Raw genomic sequence first — 24,057 nt, 5'->3', positions numbered from 1 at the left:
GGATGGTCTCCCTGTCTCAACGACAATTCAGGCGGTCGTCTGGCTGTCGAGCTCTTCGGCCAGTTCGGCGACGGTGGGGCGCAGGTAGAGCGTGCGTGCGGACAGCTCCACGTCGAAGCGGTCCTGGAGGCGCCCCAGCAGGTCGGCCGCGATGAGCGAGTGGCCGCCCAGTTCGAAGAAGTCGTCGTCCACACCCACCGGTTCGACCCCCAGCAGGTCGGCCCACTCCTCGGCCACGGCGGTCTCCGTGGCCGTACGCGCGGCCACGTACTCGGTGGCGAGCGACCGGGCGGTCCGGCGGGCGGTGGGCAGCGCGGCCCGGTCCACCTTGCCGTTGCGGTTCAAGGGAAGCTCGGGCAGCGTGAGGATCGCCCACGGGACCATGTAGCCGGGCAGCTCGCCGCGCAGCCACTCCCGCAGCCGCTGTCCCAGCGCGGCCGGGCTGTCGTCCTCGGGCCGCTCGGCGGTGATGTAGGCGAGCAGCCGCTTGCCGACCGCGCCGTCGCTCTGGGCCACGACGACGGACTGGCGCACGTCCTCGTGCCGGTCGAGCACGGCCTCGATCTCGCCCGGCTCCACCCGGTAGCCCTGCACCTTGATCTGCCGGTCGGCCCGGCCCAGGAACTCCAGGGTGCCGTCGGGCCGGCGGGACACCAGGTCACCGGTGCGGTACAGGCGCGCACCGGGGTCGGACGCGAACGGGTCGGGCACGAAGCGCTCCGCGGTGGCACCCGGCCGGCCCGCGTACCCGTGGGCCAGTCCCTCGCCGCCCGCGTACAGCTCGCCGGGCACACCGACCGGCACCGGCCACAGATCCGGGTCCAGTACCAGGGCCCGGGTGCCGCTGATCGGCTTCCCCAGCGGGACGAAGTTCCCGGCCGGGGGCTCGCTGGAGGTCCAGCAGGTGGTGAAGGTGGTGTTCTCCGTGGGCCCGTAGCCGTTGGTGAACACGAGCCCCGGACGGGCGGTCAGCAGACGCCTCACGTGCGTTGCGGAGAGCACGTCACCGCCGGCCACCACGTGCCGCAGACCGGCGAACGCGTCCAGGTGCTGGTTGACCATCTGGTGGAAGAGACCCGCGGTCATCCAGGCGACGGTCACCTTCTCGTCCACGAGCGTGGCGGCGAGCTGCTCGGTGGAGAGCGGACCCGGCGGGTGGACGACCAGGCGCCCCCCGTTGACCAGCGGGGCCCACAGTTCGAGGGTCGAGGCGTCGAAGGCCACCGGGGCGAGCTGCAGGAAGACGTCGTCCGGGCCGAACTCGGCCCAGTCGGGCTCGACGACGAGCCGGGAGACGGCGGCGTGCGGAACGCGGACGCCCTTGGGGGCCCCGGTCGATCCGGAGGTGAAGCTGACGTAGGCCACCGCGGTGGGCGCCACCTCGACTCCGACCGTGGGCACCGGGCCCTCCGGCTCGGCCGCCGTCAGCGGCAGCACGGTGATGCCCGCCGGCACCGAGCCGGCGTACCTGTCCTGCGCCAGCACGTGGCCGACCCCTGCGTCGGCCAGCAGCTGGCGCAGCCGCTGGGCCGGGAGGTCCGGCTCGAACGCGGCGTAGGCGGCGCCGCACTTGAGGATGGCCAGCAGCGCGACGATGAGTTCGGGCGACCGCTCGGCGAGGACTCCGACGACCCGGTCCGGGCCCGCGCCCTCCTCCTGGAGGCGCAGGGCGAGCCGGTCGGCGCGTGCGGTGAGCCCGCGATACGTCAGCTCCGCTCCGGCGCAGCTGACGGCGACCGCTTCCGGCGTACGCTCCGCCTGCTCCTGGATCATCAGGTGCAGCGGACGGGCGGGCACGGGAGCGCGGCCCGTACCGGCGTGGGCGGCGAGCAGGGCCAGGTCCTCGGCGCCGGCCAGCGGGAGGACCGACAGCGGCGCGTCCGCCGAGTCCGCGGACGCGGCCCGGTGCGCGGTCCGCAGCATCCCGGTCAACCGCTCGGCGTCCTCCGCGGTGTACCGCCCGGGGCCCGCGGTGACCCGCCACTGGGCGGCACCCGCCTCGACGGTCAGCGCGGACGGCCTCCCCTGGGGCTCGGTGTCCCATACGAACCGGACGTCGGCCACGGCCGACGGGTCCGGCTCCTCACCGTCCAGGTCCTCACCGGCCCGGGCGAGCGCCGCCAGGGCCGCGACCGCCTCGGCGGTCAGCTCGGCCGGCGTCGGGTCCTGGGACAGGTCGAAGGACAGCAGGCCTTCGGTGTCGGCGTCCTGGTAGTCGACCCGTACGGTCTCCTGAAGCGTGCACCGGTGCAGGACCGCGACCACACACGCCACGGCGGCCGCGGGCTCCTGGGCGAACGTTTCGCCCAGCGGACCGTTCGCCCCGCGCTCCTGCGATTCGATCATTGATGTCACGAGTTCTCCTTGGCGGGGGCGGGGACGGGGACGGAGGCGGCCGGGGCCGCACCACGGCGACGGCGCAGGGCGGACCGGTCGGCGCGCTGAATGGGGGCCGCGGACGGGCCGGGCTTGGCCAGCTGCTCGTCCACGTAAGCGGCGACGGCGGCGATGGTCGGCGACTCGAAGAGCAGGCCGAGCGGTACGTCGACCTTGTACTCCTGGCGCACGGTGTCCATGACTTCGGAGCCGAGCAGCGAGTGGCCGCCCAGTGCGAAGAAGTCGTCGTGGACGCTGACCCGGTCCACGCCGAGGGCCGCCGACCAGATGATGGTGAGCTTGTTCTCGGTCTCGGTGGCGGGCTCCCGGTGGGCCTCCGCCGCCACGGCCGCGAGGTCGGGGTCCGGGAGGGCTGCGGGGTCGGCCACGCCCGTGCGGCCGACGGGGAAGCCGGGGACCACCATGACGTGCTCGGGTACCGCGTGGGCGGGCAGCCGCTGCTGGAGGTGCTGGCGCATCCTGGTCACCGCGGCACGTTCCCGGGTGAGGGCCAGCGGGTCGTTGTGCAGAGTGCCGTGCGGGGCCGTCGCGGCGGTCGCCACGGCGCTGCCGAAACCGTCCGGCAGGAGCTCCGCGGTGCCCGCGTGCTCGGCGCCGGTGTCCTGCGCGCGGGTGAACAGCACGTCGACGGCGCCGTCGGCCGCGCCGTCGGCGCACAGGACCAGGGCGGTGTAGCCGGCCTTCTCCGCCAGTGCGGTGAACAGGTACGGGTCCACCGCCCCGCCGGGCTCCGCGCGGCGGGGCGTGAGCGCCGCCGCGGTCTCGGCGACGGTGGTGGTGTGTCCCGCCATCAGGTCCGCGCAGGCGCGCAGCCGGTTGTGCACACGGCTGTCCGGCACGCCGGAGAGGCGCATCCGCCCGGGGGCCCGCTCGCGCAGGAGCTCGCTCACGCCGTCGGCCGTCAGGCCCTCCGTCTGCCAGTCGAGGGTGAGGTCCGCGACGCCGGGGCGCGCCGGCTCACCGGCCCGCAGGACCACGTCGTAGCGGTACACCCCCAGTTCGTTGCGGTGGCGTCCGAGCCTGGGGAGCAGGTACACCGCCCCGATCCCGGGCAGTCGCCCGGCCAGTTCGGTGAAGTACCGCGGATCCAGGGCCAGTTCCTCTTCGTGGCCGACTCGGGCGGACACCGCCCGGGACAGCTGGCCGGCGGGATCGTCGGCTTGGAGGAGGTCCAGCTGTCCGGGCAGGTGCAGGGCGCCCAGCAGCGGGAGGCTCCGTACGGAACCGAGGTAGATGTGGCCGCCGGGGCGCAGCATCCGCAGGGCTCCGCCCAGGACCCGCTCCAGGTAGCGGGCGTTGGGGAAGTACTGGATCACCGAGTTGAGCACGACGGTGTCGAAGCCGCCCTCGGCCAGTCCGTCGTAGTCGTCGGCGGCACGCTCCAGGAGCTCGACGTCGTCGACCTTGCTGGCGAGCCAGTCGCGGTGGTCGCGGATGTGGCGCAGCGCGTGGGCCGAGAGGTCCGTACCGGTGTACGAGGCGCAGCGGGGCGCCAGCCGGAACAGCAGCCCACCGGTCTTGCAGCCGATCTCGAGCACGTGGGCCGGCTCGAGCGCGAGGATCTGCCGGAACGTGGTGTCGGCCCATTCGCGCATTTCGGCGGCGGTGAGGTACTCGCCGGTCTGCGGGCTGTTCCAGCCGCCCGCGTTGAGCGTCGGATCGTCCTCGGCGGCGCGCGTCGAGTAGATCTCCGCGAACCTCGCGCGGTCCGTGGCGGCGCCGTCGAGGTCGTCCTCCGCGCGCAGGGACACGTGGGCGATCAGGTCGGGGTCCTCGTCGCCCGGGCGGGCGGTCAGCATGGCCCGCTCGATGCCGGACACGCCGTGCAGCGCCGCCTCGACCTCGCTCGCCTCGACGCGGTGGGTCCGTACGCGGACGTCCTCGCCGAGCGGGTCCAGGGTGCCGTCGGGAAGACGGCGGACGCGCTGGTGGGTGCGCACCAGGCGGGCGTCGCCCTCGCCCAGCGGGTCGTCGGCCAGCAGCGAGCGGTTCTCGTGCGGCCTGCCGAGGTACCCCTCGGGCAGCGGGGCACCGCCCAGCCACAGTTCACCCGGAACGCCGATCGGTACCGGCAGGCCCGCCGCGTCCAGGATGCGCAGCGTGGCGCCGGACTCGGGCGCACCGGCCGCCGAGGTGAGGGCCTCGGAGCGGCTCTCGGCGACGAACCGCTGGGCGATGACGTCCAGCGCCGCCTGGGCGGGGCCGTACTGGAGGTGCAGGCGGCAATCGGGGGCGGCCTCGCGCAACCGGGCGGTGAGGGCGGGCCAGGGGCGCTCGCCCTGCAGGACGACCTGGCGCAGGCCGGCGGGGACCTCGCCGGCGTCGAGCAGCGCGGCGAGTTCCGAAGGGGTGCACCGCAGAACGGTGACGCCTTCGAAGGACGGGGTCCCGGCCGGCACGGCGGGCTCGCCGCCGTCGCCGATGGCCAGGCACGCCCCGGCCGCCGGGGCCCACAGGAACTCCCACGGAGAGAGGTCGAATCCGGCTCCGGTGGACAGCACGGTGTGCTCCGCGCCGTCCGCGCCCGCCCCGTCCAGATAGGTGGCGGCGGCCCAGCGGAGCCGGTGGGCGACGCCCGCATGGGTGTTGACCAGGCCTCGCGGGGTGGCGTCCGGCGTGTGGAGGTAGTTGACGAAGGCGCCCTGCTCCGGCGCCGGGACGGCCGCCGGGCCGTCGGCGGGCCACTGCGCCAGATCCGCGGTGACATCGACGGGGCTGACCATGAAGTCCAGCCCGGCCGGGCCCTCGCCGTCGAGAAGGACGAGTCCGGTGGAGCAGTCCAGCAACACCTCGTTGATGTCGGCGACCGGATAGCCGGGGTTGACGGGTACGGCCAGGGCGCCGGCCTTGAGCACGGCGAGCAGGGAGACGACGAGGTGGGCCGAGGGCGCCATGCAGACCGCGACGGGCTGCCCCGGGGTCACGCCCAGGTCCTTCAGCCACCAGGAGAGCCGGTTGGCGCGTTCGTCGAGCTCCCGGAAGGTGAGACCGCCGTTGTGGTGGCGGACGGCGGGCGCGTCGGGGCGCAGCCGTGCCTGTTCCTCCACGAGCGCCACAGCCGTGGCGCGGGGCTCCGCCGGCGCCGGGCGCACACCGCTGTCGTCCGCCAGCAGGGCCAGCTCGCGCTCACCGAGGACCGGCAGGCCGGTGACGGGCACGTCCGGCTCCTTGCCCGCCCCGTCGAGGACCGTGCGCAGGGAGTCCAGCATGCGCAGCACGATGTCTTCGGTGAAGACGTCGGTGGAGAAGTACACGGTGCCGCTGATGCCGCCGTCACTGTCGGGCGAGAGGTCCACTTCGAGGTCGAAGCGCGCGGTGTTCGTGCTCAAAGGCTCTACGGAGAAGGTGAGTTCGGGCAACTCGATGCTCGAACGCCGCTCATTGTGGAAGCCGAGCTGGTGGCGGACGAGAGGGACCTTGGCGAGCGTGTCGCGCTCGGGGACGACGACCTCGACGACCCGCTCGAAGGGCACGTCCTGGTGGTCGTAGGCGCCCAGGCACACGTTCCGGGCCTGCCGGACCAGCTCGCGGTAGGTCGGCGCCCCGGAGGTGTCCATGCGCATGGCGACCTCGTTGACGAAGCAGCCCACGAGGTTGTCCAGCTCGGCACGCCTGCGCCCCGCGACGGCACAGCCGATGATGATGTCGTCCTGGCCGCTCCAGCGCGAGAGCACCACCGAATGGGCCGCGATCAGCGCCATGTACGGGGTGGCGCGCTCGGCGTCGGCCAGGTCCGTGATCCGACGGACGATCTCCGGGGAAATCCGGTACTGGAGCGTGCCGCCCTTGAAGGTCAGTTCGGTCGGCCGGGGCAGGCCGGTGGCGATGTCCACGAGCCGGGTGGCGGCGAGTTGCTCGCGCCAGTAGTCGAGCTGGCGCTGCACGGCCGGCTCGTCCATCCACGCGCGCTGCCAGGCGGCGAAGTCGCCGTACTGGATCGGGAGTTCGGGCAGCTCCGGGGCGACGCCGCGCAGATGTGCGCCGTACCGCTCCCCCAGCTCGCGGATCAGGACGTCGAGCGACCAGCCGTCGGTGGCGATGTGGTGCTGGACGATCAGCAACAGGTGCTCGTCCGCGGCCAGCCGCAGCAGGACCGGCCGCAGCATCAGATCGCGTTCGAGGTCGAAGGGCCGGTCGGTCTCGGCCCGGCAGTGACGCTGCGCCTGCGCCTCCCGCGCTCCGGCGGGCAGGTCCGTCAGGTCCACCAGGGGAAGGTCGATGCCGGTGAAGGGGCGGACGGTCTGTACGGGCACGCCGTCGACCTGGTGGTAAGTGGTGCGCAGCACCTCGTGCCGGCCGACGATCTCGCCGACGCAGCGGTGCAGCAGTTCCACGTCGAGCCGGCCGCGCAGCCGGGCGGCTCCCGAGACGTTGTAGAGGGTCGCCTCGGGCTGCAGCCGGCTGAAGAACCAGATGCGCTGCTGGGCAGGGGACAGCGGCATGGCATCGCGGTCGCCGCCGTACGTCGTGATGCGGCTGTTCGCGGCAGCCGGGACCTGGAGGTCCACCAGACGATTGAGCAGTTCCCTCTGTTCGGCTGTCAGCGTTACCGGTCGCATGGGCGCCTCACTCTTCGGTGACGGGACGGTGGAGAAGAAGACGGGTTCGATGGCCGTGACGACCGTGGGCGCGCTCGCGGGAAGGGGCGGGCCCACGGCCTTCACAGCGGTCGTGTGCGGTACTCGGGGCGGTGAACCGGCCGGGGAGGCGCGGCGGCACCGAGCGTGGCGGCCACATCGGCGCGCAGCCGCTCCACCACCTCGGTCACCTTGTCCTGGATGAAGAAGTGCCCGGAGGCAAAGGTGTGGGTGGCGAAATCACCGTTGCTCTCCGCGCGCCAGTGCGCGGCCCGGTCGGGGTGTACGCCCGTGTCCGAGTCCCCCAGGTAGACCCGCACCGGGCAGCCCAGCGGCCTGTCCTCGGCGGGCGGCCGGGTCGCCAGGACCGTCAGGTCCGCGCGCACCGCGGGGACCAGCATCCGCATGTAGTCCGCATCGGCGAGCAGTTCGGGGGGAGTGCCGTCCATCTCCCGCAGGAAGTGGAGGATCCCCTCATCGGTGAGCCACCGCGCGTAGTCCTTGCGCGGGGGCAGACGCGGAGCCTCGCATGCCGCGGCGATCACGAGGTCGGGGGTGAAGCCCCGCTCGCGGCCGAGGGTGCGGCACAGCTCGGCACCGACGACGGCTCCCATGCTGTGGCCGAAGACCACCAGCGGGCGGTCGGCCAGCGCGGCCACCTCCTCGCTGAGCGGGCGCAGGATCTCCTCCATCGAGTGCACCGCGGGCTCACCGAAGCGGCTTCCCCGGCCGGGCAGTTCCACCGCGACCACCCCGATGTCGGGCGGCAGCAGCCGGGTCCAGCGGCGGAACGTATGGGCCGCGGTCCCGGCGCCCGGGAGGCAGAGCACCCGCAGTGCGACGTGCTCGCTGTGCGACCAGTCGCGCAGCCATGTCATCGGAGTCCCCTTCACATCACAGCGGGTCCGGCCGTGCCGGACACCGGATTCCAGCTTCACGACAGCGGCCGGGAGTTGCAGTCAGGGGAGTTCCTGACAGACGGGCGCGAGCCGGTGGCGCGCGCACGCGACCTCAGCACAGCGTCACCGTCACCGTGCGGTTCGCGGGCAGTGCGTCGACCGCCAGGGCGGCGACGAAGCCCTGCGGGGCGGCGAGGTCCCGTACGGACCAGCCGCCGCCCAGAGCGGGGACCGACGCCGCGGTCCAGCCGCCGGGCTGTGCCCCGCCCAGGACCGGCCGGTCCGCCATTCCGGTGCCGGCCGCCTTGCCCACCGCTTCGAGGCGGGTCCAGATCCGGGTGCCGTCCTGGTCGGACAGCCCGCTCCCGGCGTCCGGGTCGGCCAGCACGGTGGCCCATCGGATCCCGGCGCGGACGCGTTCCACGTCGATGCCCACCGACAGCGGCGCCCTCGCCACGGCCACCATCGCGATGTGGTCGCTGTGGCTCAGGTTGACGTCCACAGCGGCCCGGCCCGCTCCTGCGCTCCATACCGGCTTGCCGTGCGGCGACGGCCCGCAGCGCGGACAGCGCCGCTCGGTCCGCAGCGCTGCCGGTTCCTGCCCCGTACAGCCGGCGAGGATGTGCCGCAGCGCGCAGTGCGCGGCCCGGTGGCGCCGACGGTCCGCCGCGTGCTGCAGCCGGGCGGCGCGCTGTCGCTCCTGCGCATCCAGGCAGTCGCCGCCGTCCGGCAGCACCAGCTCGTCAAGGTCCAGGCACCACACGTGGACGGTGTCGGCGGGCAGGTTCCGGGGGGCGGACAGCTCCGCGGCCGGATCGTGGTCCCGTCCGGCGGCGGCATCGGCGTGCAGATCGGCCCTGCTCCCCGCCACGGGGCGAATCCGGGTCATCGCCACCCCCTGTTGTCCGAGGGCGCTGCGAAGTCACACCCGTGGTTCCTGGAAGAGACTGGCAATCCCGGCAACTGCACTGACAGTCGGGAACACTCCTGACATCCGGGCGGCCGAAGAGCAGGCCGGTCGTCGGTACGTTCATAGGTCGCTGACACGACCCTTCGCCCTGCCGAGGAGCCTCCTTGACCGCGACATCCACCTTCTCCATCGCCGGCGCCTTCAACGGGCCCCCCACCAGCGCCAACGGCGGCTACGCGTGCGGCAGGCTGGCCGAGCTGGCCACGGCCGGCGGGCAGCTGACCGCCCCCGTCGCCGTCTCCCTGCACCTCCCGGTCCCCCTGGACACCCCGCTCTCCTACCAGCCGGCCGGGAAGCGCGGGCACGCCTGGCACGGTGAGGACGTGGTCGCCTCCGTCACCGCGGGCAGCGGTCCCCCTCCCGTACTGGAGCCGGTGACGGCGGCGGAGGCGAAGGCGGCGCAGGACTCCTTCACCGGCGTCGGGCATCCCTTCCCCACGTGCTTCGTCTGCGGCCCTGAGCGGGCCGAGGGCGGTCTGGCCCTGCGGCCGGGTGCGGTCGAGGGCAAGCCGGACACGGTCGCCTGCCTGTGGACTCCGGGGCCCGGGCTGGCCGATGAACAGGGCGTGGTGCTCCCCGAGATCGTCTGGAGCGCCCTGGACTGCCCCGGCGGCTGGACGACCGATCCGGTGCGGCGCCCCCGGCTGCTGGGACGGATGTCCGCCCAGATCGACGAACTCCCGGTGGCCGGGCGGGAGTACGTGGTGGTCGGCAGACTGGTGCACACCGAGGAGCGCACGACGACCAATCTCACCGCGCTCTACGACGCGGCCGAGGGCCGGCTGCTCGCCCACGCCTCGGCCCTGTGGATCGCCATAGACGCGAGCGCCTGACGAGGGCTGCGCAATCGCCGAGGGCCTGCCTCCCGCCTCGACAGGGCGGGGGACAGGCCCTCGGCGACTCTGTGGCTCACCGGTCAGCGAGCGCTGGCGGGACGCATGTCCGTCCAGGTGGCATCGATGTGGGCCAGGCAGTCCTCCTTGGAACCGCTGAAGCCCTCCCCCCGCCAGCCGGCCGGGATCTCGCGGCCCGCCCGCCAGATTGAGTACTGCTCCTCGGTGTTGACGACTACGTGGAATTCCTGCGTCTCTGCCATAACGAACCTCCCGATCGGTGCGCCTTCGAAAGGGCGCCGGTGTGTGCGCGGACCTGCTGTGCGGTGTGCCGATTGCCGCCCCGGCGCCGGCCGCCGGAGCGGCAGCGGCACCTGGCGTACAGCCATCAGATGGTGAACTCCTTCGAGACAAGGGTGAATCCGGCGTCCCATGACGCCCAGGTGACGTTCGCGGGGCGCTCGTCTTTGAGCGCTCCGCCGGGGAACCCGGTGGACTTCGCCAGCAGGCGCAGGTTCAGCGGTCCATCGCCTTGGACCGTCAGCTTCAGCTCGACGCCCTCGGCCGGTGGTGCGGCATAGGTGAACCCCCACCCCCAACGGCCCTTGACTCCTGGCCTGTTGTGGCCACCGGGCAGCTTGTCGCCGCCGATCGTCAGGGCCTGCACGGAGGAACCGCCCTGCGTGTCGGCGTACAGCATCAGCTGGCTGGCGGCCGCGCCGACGGCGTTGATGCGCACCACGACTTCCCTCGATCCGGCGCCGCTCTGGGCCGACAGCACCCGCAGCTCCGGCGTCGGGGCGTCGACGAGCGGCGCGGGGCCCGAACGCCATTCGTCCGGCACCTTCAAGTAGGGGAACTGCGTGGCCACGGTCATCATGTCGTCGCCGACGTACTGTTCGATCCAGGGGTGGACGCCGAACCCGCTCACCCAGCTGGCCTTGTTCCGGTCCCCGTCGACCACGTACAAGAGGCTGACATGGGCGGGGTGCCGGCTGTCCACGCCGTCCCGTGCCAGGCCGAACCCGCACACGGCGGTCCCGACCAGTGCCGCCACGGACGTCCACACGACGAAGGACCGACGGCGGAGGCGGCCGGCGAACGGCGCCACGAGCGGGGCCGCGAAGAGGGCCACGACGACGAGCGGCACCATGGCCAGGACCAGTCCCAGCGCGTCGAAGAACAGCGCCGCGATGGGGACCAGCAACGCGGCCCCGGGCACCACGGCCAGCGCCGACAACGGCTCCCGCCATGCCGAGCTCCGCGGCAGCCGGGCCGCGAGCGCCAGGCCCGCCGAGCCGGCCAGCGCGGGCCACACGAAGAGGTAGGAGGCGCCGGGTACCAGGGCGGCGGTGAGGACGGCCAGCGCGGTCAGCCAGCAGGTGACCGCCGCGCCCAGTTCCAGAGCCCCGTGCCGGCGCCGCAGCAGCGAGGCCCAGATCCAGACCGCCACCGCCGTGAGCACCGCCAGGCCGAACGCGGCGGGCCCCGGCCGGTACGGGTCCCCGAAGGCGAAGCCCGTGTAGTGCGGACGGACGAGCGTCATGAGCTGCCAGCCCGTCCAGCCGACGGCGACCGCCGCGAGCAGCGGCGCCGGAACGGTCGCGGCCACGACCGCCACCGAGCGGCCCCTGACGGCCCGGCGGCGCACCGCGAACCACACGGCGGCCGTGATGGCCGCCACCGAAAGACCGGCCAGGGGCAGGACCAGGCCGCCCGGGTAGCGCAGCAGCAGGCCGCCGAGGGAGAAGTAGGTGGCGTTCGAGCTCTTCGAGATCGCCGGGATGTCGGCGGCGGCGAGCTTCCGGGTCGCGGCCAGCACCGTGGAGCCCATGTCCTGCAGGGAGGCGCGGCTGGAGTTGGCCAGGTTGTCCTGAGCGGTGTCGTAATTCGCCGACGTGCCGATGTTGGCGAAGTTCATCCCGGTCAGGCCTGCCTCGCGGAAGACCGTGAAGTCGGTGGTGTTGGGCAGCAGCCGGTACACCTCGTACGCGAGCGACGTGGTGACCGGGACGTGGTCACCGAGCGCCGGTACGAGCGCCCCGTTGTGCGCACCCGTCTCGAACATCACGGCACGTCCGGACGTCCCCCTGGCCTCCAGGTTGAGCACGACGGTCCGGTCCACGTCACCCACCACGCCGGAGGCGGCGAACGCGCGGGCCCCCATCGTTCCGGGCTCCTCACCGTCCGAGAACAGGAAGGTGATGTCGTTGCGCGGCGCGGGCCCCTCGCGCAGGGCCCGGATGGTCTCCAACAGGACCGCGACGCCGTGTGCGTCGTCGGTGGCGCCGGGGCCGTTCTCTATGGAGTCGTAGTGGGCCACGACCAGAACCCGGCCGGTCGGGTCCGTACCGCGCACGGTGGCCTGGATGTTCTGCACCCGTGCCGCCATGTTGTGGCCGGGGGTGCGGTCGACACCGACCGACTCGCCGGTCTTGGGCTCGAGTCCCAGCCGGGTGAGCTCACCCAGCAGCCAGTCGCGGACCCGGTCGTGCGAGGCCGTTCCGATGGGGTGCGGCTCGGTGGCGATCTTCTCGACGTGGGCATGTGCGCGGGTGGCCGAGAACTCCTTCGCGGGCGCATCGCCGGGCAGCGGGTCGAGGGGTGCCACCGCGCTGGTCACGGTCGCCGCCACGGCGATCAGGGCGACGACGGCGAGCAGGAGCAGCCCGGGAAGGCGCCGCCGCACCGCGGGTGGCTCGGCCGGCGGCCGAGTGGGCGTATCGGGGGTCACGCTCTCGCGAAGGGTCACTGGTCAGCCGTTCCTGTGCTGGTGGTCGTTGTCCCGGCGCCCGCGTGCGGTGAGACGTCGCACTGCTCCGACAGCTGCCCGATGCTGCGGTTCGACAGCAACGGCAGCGAGACGAGCGTGACCACGGCGAGCAGTCCGGCCGCGAGGAAGAAGGGGGCGCGCAGAGTGAAGTGGTCGGCGATCAACCCGCCGGAGAAGCCGCCCAAGGGCGCCAGGCCGTTGATGACCAGCCGGTACGCGCCGTTGATGCTGCCGAACCGGTCCGGCGGAATGATCTCCTGGCGCAGCGTGGTGGTGACCACGTTGACCAGCGCGACGCTGATCCCCACGAAGGCGAAGGCGAACGCCGCGGTCAGCGCCTGTACGGCTGCCCCGCCGAGGGCGAAGGCCAGCGGGCACAAGGCGAAGGAGAGCTGGAGCACCGCCCCGCGCCCCATCACCGCGATGAGCCGGGGCGCGAGCATCAGGCCCAGCAGCCCGCCGCCCGCGATCACGAGGAGGAGCAGGCCGTACTCCGTCTCGCTGACGTGAAGAACGTGCAGGGCGTAGAGCACGGCGACGCCCATCACGGCGAGCACCGCGAAGTTGAGCATCCCCGTCATCAGGCAGACCGTGCGCAGCAGCCGGTGCCGCCACAGCCAGGCGATCCCTTCACCCGTCTGGGCCGTGAGCATCCGCAGGTCGAGGGGGCGGCCCTGCCCGGGCGTCCGGGTGCCGACGCCCCGTACGCCGTAGATCAGCAGGGCGGAGAGCGCGAAGCAGACCGTCGCCAGACCGAAGGGCAGCACGTGGGCGACGGCGAACAGCGCCGTGCCCACGGGAGCACCCAGGAACTCCATGGTGATCAGGCGCCCGGTCAGCAGTCTGCTGTTGGCCGAGTCCAGCGAGCTGGAGCCGGCCACATCGGGCACGACGGCCTGGGACAGGTTGTCCGCCATCGTCTCGATGGAGCTCAGCAGGAACGCGGTGATCGCCAGGGCGGCTATCCCGACCCGGTCCGCGAGGATCACCGCGACGAAGCAGGCCAGTACGACGGCCCTGGCCACGTCGCAGATCCACAGCATCCGCCAGCGGTCGAGATGGTCGATCAACGTGCCGGTGAGCGGACCGACGAGGACCCAGGGCAGTTGCCCGGCCACCGCGACCAGCGATACGGCGACCGGATCGCTGCTGACCGTGGCGGCGTACACGGAGAGCGCGATGATCCGGACACCGTCCCCGAGCCCGGACATCGAGGTCGCAGACCACAGTTGCAGGAATCCGGCCCCGAAGCGGCGCGGCGATGTCGCAGCGATGGTCGGTTTGGCCACCTCGGGTGCCTCCTTCCTGAGGCCGAAAGAGCACCCCGATGGTGGCAGCGGAGCGCACCGGACAGGAGTCGGGGGAATCCCCCATGCCACCGAGCGGACGGCGGACCGGCCGGTGGGCGTCCCGGCCGTCCGCGCGGCTCACCGTGATGCGCGACAGCGATCCGGTGCCGGTGCCCCGGCCCCGCCGTACCGGTGCCCGGGGCCCGTCGTGCCGGTGCCTTCGCCGCCCTGCGGGCCGGCGGGCACGAGGTGGCCGAAGGCCTGTCAGGGGAGTCCCCGACTGCCTGATGCAGGAGAACGGCTGTCAGCCTCGTGCCCAAACGGTCTGGCTCAGGCTGTTCTCAGAGGAGGTTGAACGTGGGATTGGCGGATGTTGAAGAAGCCGAAGGCCTCGGGATACGAGTGTCTGACGGTGTACCGTGCTTGGAGCTGACCCGGGACGAGAACGCAGCGGTCCGTCAGCTCACCGATGACCTCCTCGACGAGGACCCGGAGCGCCCCCTCGACGACCAGCTCGGCCGGCTGTCGGTGCGGGCCCACGAGATGCCCGTACGGGTGCGCAAGCACCTGACGGACTTCCGGCTCACCGGCCGGCCGTACGGCGGCCTGGTGCTGTCCAACCTCCCGGTCGACGAGGACACGCTCGGCCCGACGCCGATGAGCTACACCGACGAGCCGAAGAGCCGCGAGACCGACCGGGCGGCGGCCGTTCTGCTCCTGATGGGTTCCCTGATGGGTGACCCGATCTCCTACCTGACCCAGCAGCGCGGTCGGCTCGTGCTGGACGTCTTCCCGGTACGCGGCCACGAGGACTCCCAGCTGGGTTCGAGTTCGACCGTGAACCTGGAATGGCACAACGAGGACGCGTTCCACCCGATGCGCGCCGACTGGATCATGCTGTTCTGCCTGCGCAACTCGGACAAGGTGCCGACCACCTTCGCGCCGGTTCAGGACCTCGAGCTGGACGAGGCGACACGCCGGATCCTGTTCGAAGAGCGGTTCATCATCCTGCCGGACGAGTCCCACACCGCGGCCTTCAACGAGACGACCACCGGTGTCGAGACCAACGCGTGGGCCGACAAGGCGTTCCAGCAGATCGCGGAGATGAACAGCAGCCCGCGGCCCACCTCGATCCTCAGCGGGAAGCAGGAGGCTCCCTTCGTACGGCTCGACCCGGCGTTCATGAAGCGGGCCCTGAACGACCCGGCCGCGGAGAAGGCGCTGGAGATCGTCATCGACGCCATCGACAACCGGCTCCGTGACGTCGTGATCACCCCCGGCGAGCTGCTGATCATCGACAACAAGCGTGCGGTGCACGGCCGCAAGCCGTTCAAGGCCCGCTACGACGGTACGGACCGCTGGCTGCGCCGCATCAACGTGACGGCGAACCTGCGGGACTCCGAGGACCGCCGCTACGGCTCGCACGGGCGAGCGCTGGTCTGAGGACCTGGGAAACCGGGATCCCCGGACCCGGTGGCCCCGAGAACACCTGACACCACCTGAGGGACCTCGGGAACAGGGGCCCCGGGAGCTGTCGGCCCGTGCGCCGGTGAACCGGCACGGGCCGACAGCCGTCTCGCCTTGCTCCCGTCCGGACGCCGGACGGAGCCGAACGCAGCAGGGAACACGTGATGGGCGCCGTACCGAAGCCCGGACCCGCGGAAACGGACGATGAGATGACCGACGACGACTCCTTCATGGCCGACACCTCCTTCACCCAGCAGAGCATGTGGCTGCTGGACCAGGCGGACCCCGGGCAGCCCACGTACAACGTGCTCGCAGCCGTGCGCATCGGAGGGCGGCTGGACCACTCCGCACTGCGCCGGGCACTCGACAGTGTCGTCGAGCGGCACGAAGCACTGCGCACGGTCTTCCACTTCGACGGAGTGGTACCCCTCCAGGTCGTTCTGCCCGAGCTGCGCATGGAAGTGCCGGTCGACGAGATCGGGGACCGGGACGTCGACGAGCTCATCCTGGCCGAGGTCGAGCGGCCCTTCTCCCTGACGACCGGGCCGCTGGTACGCATGCGGCTGCTGAGGCGCTCCGACGAGGAGCACATCGCCGTCCTGACCATGCATCACATCGTGACGGACGGCTGGTCGTCCGGCATCTTCCTGCGGGAGCTCTCGCTGCACTACGAGGCCCACGCGGCCGGCCGGCAGGCGCAGCTGGAGCCGCTCCCCCTCCAGTACGTGGACTACGCGATCTGGCAGCGCGAGACGCTGCAGGGCGAGGGGCTGTCCCGCCTGGTCGACTACTGGCGCGAGCGGCTGACCGGCCTCGAGCCGCTCCAGCTGCCCGCCGACCGGCCACGACCCGCCGAACCTTCGTCGGCCGGAGCCGTGCACGCGTTCACCATCCCGACGGCGCTCGTCACCCGGCTGGACCGGCTCTCCCGGGAGCACGAGGTGACGCCGTTCATGACCTTCCTCGCGGCCTTCAACGTGCTGCTCTCCCGCTACTCCGGCAGTCATGACATCTCGGTCGCCTCACCGGTCGCCGGGCGCAACCGCTCCGAACTGGCCGGCCTGATCGGGTTCTTCGTCAACACGCTGGCCCTGCGGGTGGACAGCTCCGGAGACCCGACCTTCATCGAGCTCCTCGCCCGCTGCCGCGAGGTCTGCCTCGGTGCGTACGCGCACCAGGACCTGCCGTACGAAAAGCTGGTGGAGGAGCTCAGGCCGCCGCGCTACGCGGGCCTGGGGGGACCGCTGGCCCAGGTGATGCTGTCGCTGCAGAACCTGCCGCAGGACGGCTGGTCCGCCGGCGGGCTGACCTTCGAAGCGATGCCCGTGGCCACGCGCACCGCCAAGTTCGACCTGTCCCTGGAGATCATCCCCGGGCCGGAGGTCTCCTACGGCACCCTCGAGTACAGCACCGAGCTGTTCGACGCCGCCACCATCGAGCGGATGGCCCGTCACCTCGTGACGCTGCTCGACGCGATCGCCACCAGCGCGCACACGCCGATCTCCCGGCTGCGGCTGCTGGAGGACGACGAGCGCGAGGAGCTGCTGGCCTCCACCGCTCAGCCTGCCGCGACGGCCACCGGACAACCCGACTGCCTGCACCGGGAGTTCGCCCGACGGGCGGCTGCCACGCCGGAGGCGACCGCCGTGGTCTGCGGCAGCCGGAGTCTCAGTTACGCAGAGCTGGACGGCGCGGCGAACCGGCTCGCCTGGCAGTTGCGCGAGCGCGGCGTCGACCTCGAAACACCCGTCGCCATCCTCCTCCCCCGCTCTCCCGAGCTGATCACCGCCTACCTCGGCGTGCTCAAGGCCGGCGGCTACTACCTCCCGCTCGACCCCGACTATCCGGCCGAGCGCCTGGACTACATGCTGTCCGACTCCGGTGTGTCCTACGTCGTGACCACGGACGAGTACGCCGCCCTGCCGGCCGTGCGCGACCGCGAGCCGGTCCTCCTCGACGCCGCCGGCCCGGCCTCGCACATGGGCCCGCCGCCGGACAGGACCACGCCGGACCACCTCGCGTACCTCATCTACACCTCCGGCTCGACCGGGCATCCCAAGGGCGCGATGAACACCCACGCCGGAGTCGCCGGCTTCGCCCACGCGATGTCCGGCGCACTCGGGCTCACGAGCGAGGACCGGGCCCTGCAACTGGCGCCGCTGGGCTTCGACGTGGTCGCGGAGGAGGTGTTCCCCCACCTGCTGACGGGCGGATCGGTCGCGCTGCCCGACGGCAAGCCGCCGATCGCCATCGATGAGCTGTGGGACCTCGTGCGGGAGACGGGCGCGACGACACTGTCGACCACCCCGTCCCGGCTGAGTGCCATCACGGAGGCCGAACGCGCCGCGCTGCCGCCCACCTTGCGCACCCTGCTCTTCGGGAGCGAGGCGGCTCCCGCGCTGGGCCGTCTTCTGCCGTGGCGGCAGTGGCCGGGCCGGCTCCTGCAGGTCTACGGGGTCACCGAGGCCGCCTGTACCTCCATCGTGGCGCCGGTCGACTACGACGGAATCGCGGAGGCCGTCGTGCCGCTCGGCCATCCGCTGCCGCACTGCCGGGCGTACGTACTCGACGAATGGCTGGAGCCCGTGCCCGCGGGAGTGGCCGCCGAGCTGTACCTGGGCGGCCCGTCCGTGGCCCGCGGCTACCACGCACGCCCCGGACTGACCGCCGAACGCTTCCTGCCCGACCCGTACGCGACGACCCCCGGCGCCCGCCTCTACCGCACCGGAGACGTGGTGTGCCGCCGCACGGACGGCACCCTGCAGTTCGTCGGGCGGGCCGATCAGCAGGTCAAGATCCGGGGCTACCGGGTGGAGCCGGGGGAGGTCGAAGCCGTTCTCACCCAGCACCCCGGGCTCTCCGGCGGCGCCGTGGTGGCCCGGGCCGACGCGTTGAACGCCATGCGGCTGGTGGCCTATTTCGTACCCGCCGAGGACGGCGCGGCAGACCCCGCTCAGCTGCGTGCGTTCCTCGCCGGCAGGCTGCCCGAATGGATGGTCCCCAGCCACTACGTCCCGCTGCCGGAGCTGCCGCTGACGGCGAACGGAAAGGTGGACCGCGCCGCCCTGCCCGAGGTCTCCGCGGTCTCCACGTCCACCGGGTACACCGCTCCCCGCACCCCCGTCGAGGAAGAACTCGCCCGGATCTGGTCCGACATGCTGGGCGTCGACCGGGTCGGCGTCCACGACAACTTCTTCGATCTGGGCGGCCACTCCCTGATCGCCGTACGCATGCTCTCCGAGGTGAGCGAGGAACTCGGCGTGCAGGTTCCCCTGCGGGTGCTGTTCACGATCGAGCCCACCGTGGCCGCGGTGGGGCAGTACGTCTTCGAGATGCTGCTCGCCGATGACGGAACGCAGGACCCGGACGCGGCCGCCACGGAAGAGGAGTCGGCATGACGTCCACACAAGCGGATCTGGCCGCCCGGGCCAGGCTGGAGGCCGCCCTGCTGGCCCGTCGCCGGTCCAGGAAGAAGGCCACCGGCATCCCGCGGCTTCCCAGGACCGAAGGCGGGGACACGTTCCCCCTCTCCCACACCCAGCGGCTGATGTGGGACCTCCACCACCACTCCCCGGCCGGCGGCACCTGGGTGACCCTCGGCGGCGTCCGCCTGTACGGCCCGCTGGACATCCCGGTCCTCGAGCAGGCGTTCACCGCCGTGACCGAGCGGCACGAGGCGCTGCGCACGTCCTTCGGCACCGATGAGCACGGCGATCCCGTGCAGGCCGTACGACCCGCCGCCGCCCTCCTCTCCGTACCGGTCACCGAAGTGACGCCGGACGGCGCCGATGCGGCGATGGCCACGATCCTCGACGAGCCGTTCGACCTCGAAAAGGACCTGCTGGTCCGGCTGCACGTGCTGCGGCTGGGCCCGCAGGAACACCACATGCTGCTCGTGGTGCATCACATCGTCAGTGACGGCCGCACGATGGAGATCATCATCGCGGAGCTGGCAGTGCTGTACGCCGCCTTCGCCGCCGGGCTCCCTTCTCCCCTGCCTCCGCTCCCCGTCCAGGTCGCGGACGTGGCCGTCTGGCAGAACCAGCGACTGAGCGGATCCCGCCGGCGGCTGCTGGACTACTGGCTCCCGGCGCTGCAGGGGGCGACCGGGGTGGTGCCGCCGACGGATGCCCCGCCCCGGCCGGCGCCCGGCTCCTGGGGGCGCACCTACCAGCTCCCCGTGCCCGCCGAGACGGTACAGGCACTGCGGAACGTGGGCAGCGCCCACAATGCGACCCTGTTCATGGTGACGCTGGCCGCCTGCCACACGCTGCTCTCCTGGTACACCGGGGTGCGCGACGGCGCGGTCGCCTCTCCGTACACCTACCGGGACCGGCCGGAGATCGACTCCCTGGCCGGCGCGTTCATGAACTACCTGGTGCTGCGCGCGGACCTGTCCGGGGACCCCACCTTCACGGAGGTACTGGGCCGGGTCCGCGAGCGGACCGCGGCGGACTTCGAGCACCACGAGCTGCCGATCGGGGAACTCACGGCGGAGCTCGGCCACGAGCCCACGGCCGGCACGCACTCCCTGCTGCGCTCGCTGTTCACCGAGGAGAGCGACCCGGGCCTCCCGCCCCAGGGCGTGACGGCCCTGCGCACCGAAATGATCGCCGATCCGCCCTGGCGGCGGGCGGAGCGCGACTTCACGCTCCGGGTCACGCACGGCACCGCCGGCACCCATGTCATCGTGACCTACCGGACCGACGCCTTCACTCCTGAGCGCGTACGGGACATCGCCGCCGACTACCGGGACCTGCTGGAACGGATCGCGGCCGACCCCGGCTTCAAGGTCTTCGACGCCCAGGGCGGCCCCAACGCACCGACGCTGCGGGTCCCGCCCTCCCGCCCCTGAGGAGACGAGGACGGCCTTGGCGATGCCGCTGTCACGGCCTCGCCAAGGCCCGGTTGCGGCGGCGGGATCTAGGCGCCGGTCGCGCCGTCGAGCATCTCGCGCAGGATGTCCAGGTGGCCGTTGTGGCGGGCGGTCTCCTCGGTGAGGTGGAGGAGGATCCAGCGCAGGTCGACGTGGAGGCCGTCACGGATGGCTCGCTTGGCCTGGGTGTCCAGGCTGTTCCCGGCGACCAGCTCGCGGTAGCGGGCGCTTTGTTCGGCGTACTCGTCGAGCAACTGCGCGAGCGGGAAGTCGACGGCGATGCGCATCTCGCGGTCGGGGTCCTCCTCGGTCCAGGGCCCCTGCTCCTCCTCGCCGAGGAAGACCACCTGGAACCAGTAGTACTCGACCCAGCGCAGGTGGTTGATCAGCCCGCTCATGGTCATCAGCGGCGAGCCCGGCAGGAGCGCCTTGCGCGCGTTCTCCGCGGAGACGCCGTCGCACTTGGCGCGGGCGGTGCCACGGGTGTAGTCGAGGAACGTGGTGAGCTGGGCACGCTCGTCCCACGCGGGCGGCGTGTCGTCGATTCTGATCATTGCGCCAAGCATTCCCGATCACCGCAACCGATGTCGAGGCATCCCCGGAGATGATTTTCGGCCGAAAGACAACAAATTGACGATGCGTCACCCCTCCGGCAGGCCCCGCAACCAGGCCGGGGGTCGAGCCGGGCGGGAGTATCGAACCGCCCATTCAAATCGACGAGTTCGGCCGGGCGGCTTCGCCGTTCGTTGGCTCTCCGGCTTGAGCCGCGGGCCGCTACCGTGAAGCCATGGCCGCACTGCCCGACTGGATGCGCCCGCCGCGCGCGGAAGGGTGCCTCGCGGAGGACCTCGACCGCCTCCCCGAGGCACCCCACCACACCGAGCGTGTCCCGCCAGACCGTCGCCGGCTGCGGGTGGGCGACTACCGCGTCGCCTACACGATCGACAACGGGGAACTTGTCGTCCGGGTCGTTCACGAGGGACACCGGCCCACCGTTCACAACACCTGATCGCCGCCGACTACACGTTGAAGCGAAACAGTCAGCACAGAGCTCCCACCTGCGGAAACGAAGGTTTCGAGGAGGTCATCGCAGCATGGGAGAGGCGTCCCAGCACACACCGAACACTCACCGATCAGTAGTGGTACCGGGCTGCGAGGATGATGACCTCCTTGTCCGTCACCAAGTAGACGAGGCGGTGCTCGTCGTCGATCCGCCGCGACCACGCGCCGGGCAGGTGGTACTTCAAAGGTTCGGGCTTGCCGATCCCTGAGAACGGGTCACGTCTGACGTCCTCGATGAGCTTGTTGATCCGGGCGAGCACCTTGCGGTCGTTCTTGAGCCAGGACGTGTAGTCCTCCCAGCCCTGATCCTCAAAGACAAGCCTCACGCGGCACCCGCACCCGCGCCCGCCGAGTCCGGATCGATCAGCTCGCGCTCCGACACGTTGATGTTTGCCAGGGCGTTCTCGTACGCCTTGAGCAGCCGACGGGCGTTCGCCGGAGAGCGCAGCAGGTACGAGCCCTCGCGCAGAGCCGAGTAGTCCTCGGCCGAGACGAGCACGGCATTGCCGTGCTTCGAGACGATCTCGATGGCCTCGTGGTTCTCGTTGACCTTCTTGATCAGCGGAAAGAGTTCCTTGCGGGCTTCGCTCGCGGTTATGGACATGACCTGACCTCTCCCCTCAAGTGGTACCTAATAACGTACCACTCTCAACGTCGCCCGGGAGGGAGAAGCGCCTGACGGGCTGCCACTCATGCCAGCGCCATCCCAGCACGGGAAAAAGCCAAGGGCCCACCTCCGAGGAGGTGGGCCCGCCTGACCTGCAGGTTTGCCCGGTGGGCAACGTGGCGCTAGTTCACGTGCTCAGACGTTGAAGCGGAATGTCTGCGGCCCGATCCTGTACCTGCGGCTGAGCCGCACACGTCGCCCTGACCAGGCATTTCCCTGTTGGCGTGCGTTGGGGCCCGCCGGTCGCTTACGGGTGTCCTGCGGACTGTCTGCGGACTGGCTACGGGGTCTCGACGGAGTCGAGGTGCCTGCGCAGCTCGGCCGCGATGTCTTCGTCGCCACCCTCGGCCGGCAGCGGCCACGGGTCCTGCTCGCCGTTCGCCACGGCGAGGCCGCTCGCGAACCAGACGAGGTGCGGTGCGGGCACGAAGGAGTCCCGGAGCCACCGCGCAACGTGGGTTCGGGAATGTCTCCCTCAGAGCCCTCTCCAGGAACTCGACCGTAGCGCGCCAGGCTCAGCACCGTGAAGCGTCACGGTCTCCTCGCCCCGCTGGACCGCGCACCGGCGCCCTTCAGGCGGGCCGAACGGCTGATGGATGATCAGATGCCCCAGCGCCATCCCAGCACGGGAAACAGCAGGGGCCAACAGCTCACCTCTTCACCTGAATGCCCCTGCCGCGTCGCCCCCCATCCGCCCCGGTCATCGCATGGAGTGGGAGCACGAGCCCGCGCGGGGCCACCGGAAGACAGGAAGGGCGCTATGTACGTTCGCAGCATCTATGCAACGGGTGATCCGGCCGAGCTCGACGGGGTCGCCGAGGCGCTCCGGACCGACGGGCGTGCGCTGCTGTCGGCGCAACCGGGCTTTCGCGGGATGGGGCTGTTCGCCGACCGCGAGCTCGGCAAGCTCCTGGTGGGATCGTGGTGGGAGGACGAGGCCTCCCGACAGGCCAGCTACGAGAACCTGAGCAAGCGGCGGGCCGAGATGATGGCGCCCTTCGCGCAGACCGTGACGGTCGACAACTGGGAAGCGGCGGTCGCCCGGCGCGCCGAGGAACTCGCGCCGGGCGCGGGGTTCCGGCTGGTCCACATGGACGTCGAGCCGGCCGACGTCGACCTGCTGGTGGACACGTTCCGCGACACCTCACTGCCCAGGGTCCAGAAGGTTCCCGGACTGGCCGGCATCTCCCTGCTCATCGATCGCGACCGCGGCAGAGCCGCCGTCGGCGCGCTCTACGCCGACCGCGACGCACTCGTGGCATCCCGTGGCGCCGTCGCGGCGGTCCGCGGAGAGGCCACGGCGAAGGCTCGCGCAACCACCCGCAGCCTCGAGGAATTCGAGGTGGTCCTCGCCACGGCGGTACCCCAGGCCTGACCCTGCCTCCGGTTCCGCGATCGCGAGTCAGCACCAAGTCGGCATGAGCATGCAGAACGGGTCGAACTCGACGAATCCGGCCCCTTCTGACCTGCATGCTTGCGCAATTAGTCCATCGGCCGGGGGCGTGGCTCGTACGCGGGGGCCCCTGCACGCCGCAGGGCCGCGGGATCTCTGTCCCCGGAATCAGCCACCCAATCGGAGGCTCATCCCAAAGAGTGCATGCAACCCCGATTGTGTACACATGGCACACTCGGTACCCTTGAGGCATGACTCAGCCGCTGCCCATAGAGTCCATCCGCGACGTACGCGCTCACTTGGCCGAAGTCGTCGAACGGGCCGACCGCGACGACGTGCCCACCGTCATCACCCGTCGCGGCAAGCAGGTCGCCGCCGTCGTCTCCATCGAGGTCCTGCGCAAGTACCAGGAGTGGGAAGAGCGCGAGATCAACCGCATCATCGACGAGCGCATGGCGAGCCCGGCCGCCGGCGTCCCGATCGAGGACGTGATGAGGGAGACACTGGCACGCAGTGAGTGACTACCGCACGGTGTTCCGGCCCGAGGCCCAGGCCGAGCTGCGCAAGATCCCGCGTGACATGGCGCTTCGCATCCTGGCCAAACTGACAGAGCTGGAGAGCGACCCCTTCGGCTTCAACACCACGGCACTCGTATCCCAGCCTGAGCGCCGCCGCCTACGGGTCGGCGACTACCGTGTCGTCTACACGATCGACAACGGGGAGCTGGTGGTGTGGGTCGTACACGTCGGACACCGCTCCACGGCCTACGAGACGTAGCTGCTCCCGGTTCTGCGGACTGTTGCGGACAGCAGAAGGGCCTGACCTGCATCCTCGCAGGTCAGGCCGCATCTGGA

19 protein-coding genes are annotated in these 24,057 nt (G+C 71.6%); 8 read left to right on the top strand and 11 right to left on the bottom strand.

Features of this window, described 5'->3' with window-relative positions:
- Window positions 1-27: 27 nt before the first annotated feature.
- From ACIPYQ_RS08080 to ACIPYQ_RS08065, 4 genes are all read right to left on the bottom strand, one after another.
- Window positions 28-2,346 carry an amino acid adenylation domain-containing protein gene (locus ACIPYQ_RS08080; RefSeq protein WP_401247716.1) on the bottom strand — a complete coding sequence of 773 codons (2,319 nt, stop codon included), beginning with the start codon at window positions 2,344-2,346 and terminating at the stop codon, window positions 28-30.
- 5 nt (window positions 2,347-2,351) lie between these two features.
- A complete protein-coding gene (locus tag ACIPYQ_RS08075; protein ID WP_401247343.1) occupies window positions 2,352-6,956 on the bottom strand; it encodes a condensation domain-containing protein in 4,605 nt (1,534 codons plus the stop codon).
- Window positions 6,957-7,057: 101 nt separating this feature from the next.
- Window positions 7,058-7,852: a thioesterase II family protein gene (locus tag ACIPYQ_RS08070; protein ID WP_401247340.1), complete on the bottom strand. Its 795-nt coding sequence runs from the start codon at window positions 7,850-7,852 to the stop codon at window positions 7,058-7,060.
- Between the two features lie 133 nt (window positions 7,853-7,985).
- Window positions 7,986-8,762 (bottom strand): 4'-phosphopantetheinyl transferase family protein, encoded by a 777-nt coding sequence (locus ACIPYQ_RS08065; protein ID WP_401247337.1) that lies wholly within the window; start codon window positions 8,760-8,762, stop codon window positions 7,986-7,988.
- A 185-nt stretch (window positions 8,763-8,947) separates the two neighbouring features.
- Here ACIPYQ_RS08065 and ACIPYQ_RS08060 point away from each other — a divergent pair, with 185 nt between their 5' ends.
- The gene (locus tag ACIPYQ_RS08060; protein ID WP_401247335.1) at window positions 8,948-9,676 is read left to right on the top strand and encodes a hypothetical protein; all 729 of its coding nucleotides are present in this window, start codon (window positions 8,948-8,950) and stop codon (window positions 9,674-9,676) included.
- A gap of 83 nt (window positions 9,677-9,759) precedes the next feature.
- Here the strand turns inward: ACIPYQ_RS08060 and ACIPYQ_RS08055 are convergent, their stop codons facing one another.
- The 3 genes from ACIPYQ_RS08055 to ACIPYQ_RS08045 form a co-directional block, all read right to left on the bottom strand.
- Complete coding sequence (locus tag ACIPYQ_RS08055; RefSeq protein ID WP_361760437.1) at window positions 9,760-9,939, bottom strand: MbtH family NRPS accessory protein; 180 nt, start codon at window positions 9,937-9,939, stop codon at window positions 9,760-9,762.
- Window positions 9,940-10,064: 125 nt separating this feature from the next.
- Window positions 10,065-12,428, bottom strand: a complete 2,364-nt coding sequence (locus tag ACIPYQ_RS08050; RefSeq protein WP_401247331.1) for a M20/M25/M40 family metallo-hydrolase — start codon at window positions 12,426-12,428, stop codon at window positions 10,065-10,067.
- Entirely contained in the window at window positions 12,425-13,738 is a 1,314-nt protein-coding gene (locus tag ACIPYQ_RS08045; protein ID WP_361760443.1) for an MFS transporter, read from the bottom strand. The genes ACIPYQ_RS08050 and ACIPYQ_RS08045 overlap by 4 nt, the downstream gene beginning before the upstream one ends.
- Before the next feature lie 423 nt (window positions 13,739-14,161).
- Between ACIPYQ_RS08045 and gntD the strand changes: the two genes are divergently transcribed.
- The 3 genes from gntD (at window position 14,162) to ACIPYQ_RS08030 (ending at window position 20,060) form a co-directional block, all read left to right on the top strand.
- Window positions 14,162-15,181, top strand: coding sequence for a guanitoxin biosynthesis L-enduracididine beta-hydroxylase GntD (gene gntD / locus ACIPYQ_RS08040; protein WP_401247327.1), 1,020 nt, complete (start codon window positions 14,162-14,164; stop codon window positions 15,179-15,181).
- A gap of 233 nt (window positions 15,182-15,414) precedes the next feature.
- Complete coding sequence (locus ACIPYQ_RS08035; RefSeq protein ID WP_401247324.1) at window positions 15,415-18,603, top strand: amino acid adenylation domain-containing protein; 3,189 nt, start codon at window positions 15,415-15,417, stop codon at window positions 18,601-18,603.
- Window positions 18,600-20,060: a condensation domain-containing protein gene (locus tag ACIPYQ_RS08030; RefSeq protein WP_401247322.1), complete on the top strand. Its 1,461-nt coding sequence runs from the start codon at window positions 18,600-18,602 to the stop codon at window positions 20,058-20,060. Before ACIPYQ_RS08035 ends, ACIPYQ_RS08030 begins: the two co-directional genes overlap by 4 nt.
- A 68-nt stretch (window positions 20,061-20,128) precedes the next feature.
- On the opposite strand, the gene ACIPYQ_RS08025 is transcribed toward ACIPYQ_RS08030, so the two are convergent.
- Window positions 20,129-20,635 (bottom strand): DinB family protein, encoded by a 507-nt coding sequence (locus ACIPYQ_RS08025; protein ID WP_362238952.1) that lies wholly within the window; start codon window positions 20,633-20,635, stop codon window positions 20,129-20,131.
- A 233-nt stretch (window positions 20,636-20,868) separates the two neighbouring features.
- Here ACIPYQ_RS08025 and ACIPYQ_RS08020 point away from each other — a divergent pair, with 233 nt between their 5' ends.
- Entirely contained in the window at window positions 20,869-21,090 is a 222-nt protein-coding gene (locus ACIPYQ_RS08020) for a type II toxin-antitoxin system RelE/ParE family toxin (RefSeq protein ID WP_401247319.1), read from the top strand.
- Window positions 21,091-21,214: 124 nt separating this feature from the next.
- On the opposite strand, the gene ACIPYQ_RS08015 is transcribed toward ACIPYQ_RS08020, so the two are convergent.
- The 3 genes from ACIPYQ_RS08015 to ACIPYQ_RS08005 all read right to left on the bottom strand — a co-directional run bounded on the left by ACIPYQ_RS08015 (window position 21,215) and on the right by ACIPYQ_RS08005 (window position 22,237).
- On the bottom strand, window positions 21,215-21,469 hold the full coding sequence (locus ACIPYQ_RS08015; RefSeq protein ID WP_401247316.1) for a Txe/YoeB family addiction module toxin: 255 nt from the start codon (window positions 21,467-21,469) through the stop codon (window positions 21,215-21,217).
- Window positions 21,466-21,747, bottom strand: coding sequence for a type II toxin-antitoxin system Phd/YefM family antitoxin (locus ACIPYQ_RS08010; protein WP_401247313.1), 282 nt, complete (start codon window positions 21,745-21,747; stop codon window positions 21,466-21,468). The genes ACIPYQ_RS08015 and ACIPYQ_RS08010 overlap by 4 nt, the downstream gene beginning before the upstream one ends.
- 343 nt (window positions 21,748-22,090) lie before the next feature.
- Window positions 22,091-22,237: a hypothetical protein gene (locus ACIPYQ_RS08005; RefSeq protein WP_401247310.1), complete on the bottom strand. Its 147-nt coding sequence runs from the start codon at window positions 22,235-22,237 to the stop codon at window positions 22,091-22,093.
- Between the two features lie 333 nt (window positions 22,238-22,570).
- Here ACIPYQ_RS08005 and ACIPYQ_RS08000 point away from each other — a divergent pair, with 333 nt between their 5' ends.
- The 3 genes from ACIPYQ_RS08000 (at window position 22,571) to ACIPYQ_RS07990 (ending at window position 23,980) form a co-directional block, all read left to right on the top strand.
- Entirely contained in the window at window positions 22,571-23,185 is a 615-nt protein-coding gene (locus ACIPYQ_RS08000) for an antibiotic biosynthesis monooxygenase (RefSeq protein ID WP_401247307.1), read from the top strand.
- Between the two features lie 269 nt (window positions 23,186-23,454).
- Window positions 23,455-23,724 (top strand): type II toxin-antitoxin system Phd/YefM family antitoxin, encoded by a 270-nt coding sequence (locus tag ACIPYQ_RS07995; protein ID WP_060180502.1) that lies wholly within the window; start codon window positions 23,455-23,457, stop codon window positions 23,722-23,724.
- Complete coding sequence (locus ACIPYQ_RS07990) at window positions 23,717-23,980, top strand: type II toxin-antitoxin system RelE/ParE family toxin (RefSeq protein WP_401247304.1); 264 nt, start codon at window positions 23,717-23,719, stop codon at window positions 23,978-23,980. The genes ACIPYQ_RS07995 and ACIPYQ_RS07990 overlap by 8 nt, the downstream gene beginning before the upstream one ends.
- The last annotated feature ends 77 nt before the right edge of the window (window positions 23,981-24,057 follow it).

The sequence above is a fragment of the Streptomyces sp. NPDC090045 genome (genome assembly GCF_044747975.1).
Lineage (GTDB): Bacteria > Actinomycetota > Actinomycetes > Streptomycetales > Streptomycetaceae > Streptomyces.
Note: the sequence above shows the minus strand (reverse complement) of the source record. Positions and strands in the feature narration are given on the sequence as shown.

Excerpts from the sequence above, each read along its gene's own strand:
- ACIPYQ_RS08080 (WP_401247716.1), bottom strand. The coding sequence starts at position 2,346 with ATGATCGAATCGCAGGAGCGCGGGGCGAACGGTCCGCTGGGCGAAACG.
- ACIPYQ_RS08075 (WP_401247343.1), bottom strand. The coding sequence starts at position 6,956 with ATGCGACCGGTAACGCTGACAGCCGAACAGAGGGAACTGCTCAATCGT.
- ACIPYQ_RS08070 (WP_401247340.1), bottom strand. The coding sequence starts at position 7,852 with ATGACATGGCTGCGCGACTGGTCGCACAGCGAGCACGTCGCACTGCGG.
- ACIPYQ_RS08065 (WP_401247337.1), bottom strand. The coding sequence starts at position 8,762 with ATGACCCGGATTCGCCCCGTGGCGGGGAGCAGGGCCGATCTGCACGCC.
- ACIPYQ_RS08055 (WP_361760437.1), bottom strand. The coding sequence starts at position 9,939 with ATGGCAGAGACGCAGGAATTCCACGTAGTCGTCAACACCGAGGAGCAG.
- ACIPYQ_RS08035 (WP_401247324.1), top strand. The coding sequence starts at position 15,415 with ATGACCGACGACGACTCCTTCATGGCCGACACCTCCTTCACCCAGCAG.
- ACIPYQ_RS08030 (WP_401247322.1), top strand. The coding sequence starts at position 18,600 with ATGACGTCCACACAAGCGGATCTGGCCGCCCGGGCCAGGCTGGAGGCC.
- ACIPYQ_RS08025 (WP_362238952.1), bottom strand. The coding sequence starts at position 20,635 with ATGATCAGAATCGACGACACGCCGCCCGCGTGGGACGAGCGTGCCCAG.
- ACIPYQ_RS08020 (WP_401247319.1), top strand. The coding sequence starts at position 20,869 with ATGGCCGCACTGCCCGACTGGATGCGCCCGCCGCGCGCGGAAGGGTGC.
- ACIPYQ_RS08010 (WP_401247313.1), bottom strand. The coding sequence starts at position 21,747 with ATGTCCATAACCGCGAGCGAAGCCCGCAAGGAACTCTTTCCGCTGATC.
- ACIPYQ_RS08000 (WP_401247307.1), top strand. The coding sequence starts at position 22,571 with ATGTACGTTCGCAGCATCTATGCAACGGGTGATCCGGCCGAGCTCGAC.
- ACIPYQ_RS07995 (WP_060180502.1), top strand. The coding sequence starts at position 23,455 with ATGACTCAGCCGCTGCCCATAGAGTCCATCCGCGACGTACGCGCTCAC.